Raw genomic sequence first — 3817 nt, forward strand, 5'->3', positions numbered from 1 at the left:
CGGGTGAACCTGCGCCGTTTCTTCGAGGTCGATGCCAATCACATCGCTGCGGCGGCCATGGTGGATCTCTACCGTGACGGCGTGGTGACAGGCGACGAGCTGGAAGCGGCTCTTCGCAAATACGACATCGACGGCAAAAAACCGAACCCGCGGCTGGTCTAAGCGCGACAGAAGGAATTCCGAAATGGCAATTGAAGTGAAAGTTCCCGACATCGGCGATTTCTCCGATGTTCCGGTCATCTCGATCCTGGTCAAGGTAGGCGACATCGTTGCCGCCGAAGACCCGCTGATCGAACTGGAAAGCGACAAGGCGACAATGGAGGTGCCCTGTTCGGTCGCAGGACGTGTGGCCGAGATCAGAGTCAAGGAAGGCGACCTGGTCTCACAGGGCGCGCTGATCCTTCTGCTGGAAGGCGAGGGGGCGGCTGACGCCCCGGCACCGGCTGCAGCCCCGGCACCCGCGGCTGCGCCGGCCCCGTTCGCTGCCCCGACTGCCGCCCCGGCCCCGGTCACAGATGCGGGCTTCGGCAAGGCACATGCCTCGCCATCGGTACGCGCCTTCGCCCGCCAGCTTGGCGTCGATCTGGCCCAAATCAACGGCACCGGCCGCAAGGGGCGTATCCTACGCGAGAACGTGACCGATTTCTTCAAGTCCAGCGCGGCTCCGGTCGCTGCCAGTGGGGGCGCGGTGCATGGCGGCATGGGTATCCCGCCGATTCCGGCCGTGGATTTCTCGAAGTTCGGCTCGGTCGAGGATGTCGAGATGCCGCGGATCAAGAAGATCTCGGGTCCGGCGCTGCACCGGTCATGGCTGAACGTGCCGCATGTCACCCACAACGAAGAGGCCGACATCACCGGGCTCGATGCCTATCGCAAAGAGCTTGATACCGCGGCCAAGGCCGATGGCTACCGGGTGACGCTGCTGAGTTTCGTCATCAAGGCCAGCGTCTCGGCGCTCAAGACCCATTGGGAAGTCAATTCCTCGATCCATCCCGACGGCGACAAGCTGATCCGCAAGTCCTATTACCACATCGGTTTTGCCGCCGACACGCCGAACGGTCTGGTGGTGCCGGTGATCCGCGACGCCGACCGCAAGGGCATCGTCGAGCTCTCGCGGGAACTGGGCGAACTGTCGGCCAAAGCGCGCGATGGCAAGCTCAAGGGCGACGACATGTCGGGGGCGAGCTTCACGATCTCGTCGCTGGGCGGCATCGGCGGCACCTCGTTCACGCCGATCGTAAACGCGCCCGAGGTGGCGATCCTCGGCCTGACCCGGTCGAAGATGGCGCCGGTCTGGGATGGCGAACAGTTCGTGCCGCGTCTGATGCAGCCGCTGTCGCTGTCCTATGATCACCGCGCCATCGACGGGGCGCTGGCGGCGCGCTTCTGCGCCACCCTGAAACACCTGATGGGCGACGTCCGTCGCCTGATGCTGTGAGGGAGGGCGCTATGGACGTCAAGGTTCCCGATATCGGTGATTTCTCGGATGTGCCAGTGATCACCATCCTGGTCGCGGTCGGCGACGTGATCGCCAAGGAAGACCCGCTGGTCGAACTGGAAAGCGACAAGGCGACGATGGAAGTGCCATCGCCGGTAGCCGGCAAGGTCGCGGAAATCAAGGTCAAGGAAGGCGACCGGGTGTCCCGGGGTTCTTTGATCCTGGTGCTCGAGACCGCCGACGCGACAGAGGCCGCCGCGGCCAGTGCGCCGGTGGCAGCAGCGGCGCCCACCCCCGTCGCTGCCACCGGCACCGCCACCGGCCCCGGCGACATTCATGCCGAGGTCGTGGTGCTGGGCTCGGGCCCGGGCGGCTATACCGCCGCCTTCCGTGCCGCCGACCTGGGCAAGAAGGTCGTGCTGATCGAGAAAGGCGCCACCCTGGGCGGCGTCTGCCTCAACGTGGGCTGTATCCCCTCCAAGGCGCTGCTGCACGCGGCCAAGGTGATCACCGAGACCGAAGAGATGGCCGAGCACGGCGTCAGCTTTGCCGCGCCCAAGGTCGATATCGACAAGCTGCGCGGCTGGAAGGAAAGCGTGATCAACCAGCTGACCGGCGGGTTGTCGGGCCTGGCCAAGGGCCGCAAGGTGCAGGTCGTCAACGGTTACGGCACTTTCGCCGGGCCGAACATGATCGAGGTGCAGGACGACGAGGGCGTCAAGACCGTCAGCTTTGACCAGTGCATCATCGCCGCCGGGTCCGAGCCGGTGACGCTGCCCTTCATCCCGCATGACGACCCGCGGGTGATCGACAGCACCGGCGCGCTGGAACTGGCCGACGTGCCCAAGCGCCTGCTGGTGCTGGGCGGTGGCATCATCGGCCTGGAAATGGCCATGGTCTATGACGCGCTGGGGTCCAAGGTCACCATCGTCGAACTGATGGACCAGATCATCCCCGGCGCCGACAAGGACATCGTCAAGCCGCTGCACAAGCGCATCGAGGGCCGCTACGAGGCGATCAAGCTCAAGACCAAGGTCATCGCGGTCGAGGCCCAGAAGAAGGGGCTGACGGTCACCTTCGAGGATGACAAGGGCGAGGTCACGACCGACACGTTCGACAAGGTGCTGGTTGCCGTCGGCCGCAAGCCCAACGGCAAGCTGATCGACGCCGAGAAGGCCGGCGTCGCGGTCGATGATCGCGGGTTCATCCCGGTCGACAACCAGCAGCGCACCGGGGTGCCGCATATCTTTGCTATCGGCGATGTGGTCGGTCAGCCGATGCTGGCCCACAAGGCCGTGCACGAGGGCAAGGTCGCGGCCGAGGTCGCCGCGGGGCACAAGCGCTTCTTTGATGCGCGCGTGATCCCCTCGGTCGCCTATACCGACCCCGAGGTCGCATGGGTTGGCCTGACTGAGGCCCAGGCCAAGGCGCAGGGCATCAAGGTCGGCAAGGGGGTCTTCCCCTGGGCCGCCTCGGGCCGTTCGCTTTCGCTGGGGCGCTCGGAAGGCATCACCAAGGTCATCTTCGACGAGGCCGATGACCGCGTCATTGGCGCCGGCATCGTAGGACCCAACGCCGGTGACCTCATCGCCGAGGTGGCATTGGCCATCGAGATGGGCGCCGATGCGATCGACTTGGGTCACACCATCCACCCGCATCCTACCCTGAGCGAGACGGTGAATTTCGCCGCCGAGATGTACGAGGGGACGATCACTGACCTGATGCCGCCAAAGAAGCGGCACTGAATAAAACTATAGGGCCGGCCCTTCGGGGGCCGCCCTGTCTTTTTTCCGCATCTTCACCAAAGGGGCCAGCGATGACCAAAACAGATCGGCGCATGGATTTCGAGACGGCCTTCGCGGCTGTCGATCCGAAATCGCGCTTTCCCTTCCTTTATCCGCAGTCCATGATGTCGGCGTTCCAGTCAGGTGGTGTCGACACCGCCGCGGGCGGCGCGGTGATGGCGCTGCTGGCGCGGGCGCAAGGCGAGGCCCTGGCACTGGTGTTGCGGCAGGTCGAACAGCAGGTCCGGGCCTTCGGCATGCTGGTCGATTCTGGCCTGCCACCGGCTCGCGGAACCACGGGTGATGAGGCGCGGCGATCGCCGACTACGCCGATGAACATTTCGGGGCAGGATCAGTCCTGCGCGCCAAACTTGCCGGTATCTGGAGGTCAAAAATGAAAATCGGAACTCCTAAGGAAGTGTTCGAGGGTGAAAATCGCGTTGCGATGACTCCCGACTCGGCGCTGCAATTGCAGAAGCTGGGTTACGAATGCGCCATCGAGTCCGGCGCGGGTGTCGCTGCCGGGTTCTCGGATGAGCTTTATGAAAAGGCCGGAGTGGAGGTCATCAAGACCGCTGCCCAGCTGTGGAAGGCC

3 protein-coding genes and 1 pseudogene are annotated in these 3817 nt (G+C 64.6%); all 4 read left to right on the forward strand.

The genetic code is table 11. From position 1 onward, the window contains the following. Window positions 1–184: 184 nt before the first annotated feature. Window positions 185–1438, forward strand: a complete 1254-nt coding sequence (gene aceF / locus ABYW26_RS11770) for a dihydrolipoyllysine-residue acetyltransferase (protein WP_372605079.1) — start codon at window positions 185–187, stop codon at window positions 1436–1438. A gap of 11 nt (window positions 1439–1449) precedes the next feature. Continuing rightward, window positions 1450–3183 carry a dihydrolipoyl dehydrogenase gene (gene lpdA / locus ABYW26_RS11775; RefSeq protein ID WP_372605081.1) on the forward strand — a complete coding sequence of 578 codons (1734 nt, stop codon included), beginning with the start codon at window positions 1450–1452 and terminating at the stop codon, window positions 3181–3183. Window positions 3184–3275: 92 nt separating this feature from the next. Next, window positions 3276–3620 carry a hypothetical protein gene (locus ABYW26_RS11780; RefSeq protein WP_372605082.1) on the forward strand — a complete coding sequence of 115 codons (345 nt, stop codon included), beginning with the start codon at window positions 3276–3278 and terminating at the stop codon, window positions 3618–3620. After that, window positions 3617–3817 (forward strand): annotated as a pseudogene (locus ABYW26_RS11785) (NAD(P)(+) transhydrogenase (Re/Si-specific) subunit alpha); the annotation flags it as partial. The gene ABYW26_RS11780 and the pseudogene ABYW26_RS11785, both read left to right, overlap by 4 nt.

Source organism: Actibacterium sp. (assembly GCF_041584535.1).
In the GTDB taxonomy this organism is placed as follows: Bacteria; Pseudomonadota; Alphaproteobacteria; order Rhodobacterales; family Rhodobacteraceae; genus Actibacterium_D.